This is a genomic window from Bartonella sp. AP58NXGY (genome assembly GCF_042195785.1).
Taxonomy (GTDB): domain Bacteria; phylum Pseudomonadota; class Alphaproteobacteria; order Rhizobiales; family Rhizobiaceae; genus Bartonella.
Map to the genome: position 1 here is coordinate 1 of NZ_JBHIOY010000214.1, position 758 is coordinate 758.

Annotated in this window: 1 protein-coding gene; it reads left to right on the forward strand. The window is 45.8% G+C overall.

Annotated elements, in window-relative coordinates; translation table 11 throughout:
- Positions 1–2 precede the first annotated feature (2 nt).
- Positions 3–758, forward strand: a 756-nt coding sequence (locus tag ACFINC_RS10525; protein ID WP_375617179.1) for a portal protein, incomplete at its 3' end; no start/stop codon positions are given.

The window sequence follows — 758 nt, forward strand, 5'->3', positions numbered from 1 at the left end:
TCATGGATGGCAGAATGATGCATGATGATGAACATTTAGAGAAAGACAGCAATGTATCTGATCTCTCTCATGAAGGTTTGTTTCGCAAGCTTGTGAATTGGTACAAAGAAGATGTGGAGCATGTGAACAAATGGCGTGAACATGCGCGGGAGGATTTTGGTTTTTACAATGGTGATCAGTGGAATGATCAAGATTTAGCGGCTTTAAAAGAACAACGCCGCCCCGTTATGACGTTTAATCGCATTGCACCATTGGTTAATGCCGTTGTGGGTTCAGAGCGTAACAATAAACGAGAAGTGCAATTTATCCCCCGTCAAGTCGGGAAGGCATTACCTAGTGAATTGCTTACAGGGGCGGCAGAATGGTTTAGAGATGTAGCACATGCGGAATATGCGGATAGTGATGCTTTCCAAGACGCTGTCATCTGCGGCATGGGCTGGACCGATACACGGCTTGATTATGAGAACAGTGTAGATGGTGAACCGGTCATTACGCGTTTAGACCCCTTAAAAATGGTTTGGGATAGCGCGGCAGTGCAACCGAATTTAACCGATGCACAACGCATGTGGTATGTAGACCGTAAGCCATTAGACGTAGCCAAGCAAATGTTTCCCAAAGCCCATTGGACAGAGCTGAGTGCAGATTGGGCAAGGGATGGGAACTCTCATGAAGGTGTTCACCATAATGATCTTGATTATTACAGTGATGAGAAGGGCATTGATGTTGAAAACGGTCGTCGGATGGTCACGCTTGTTGAA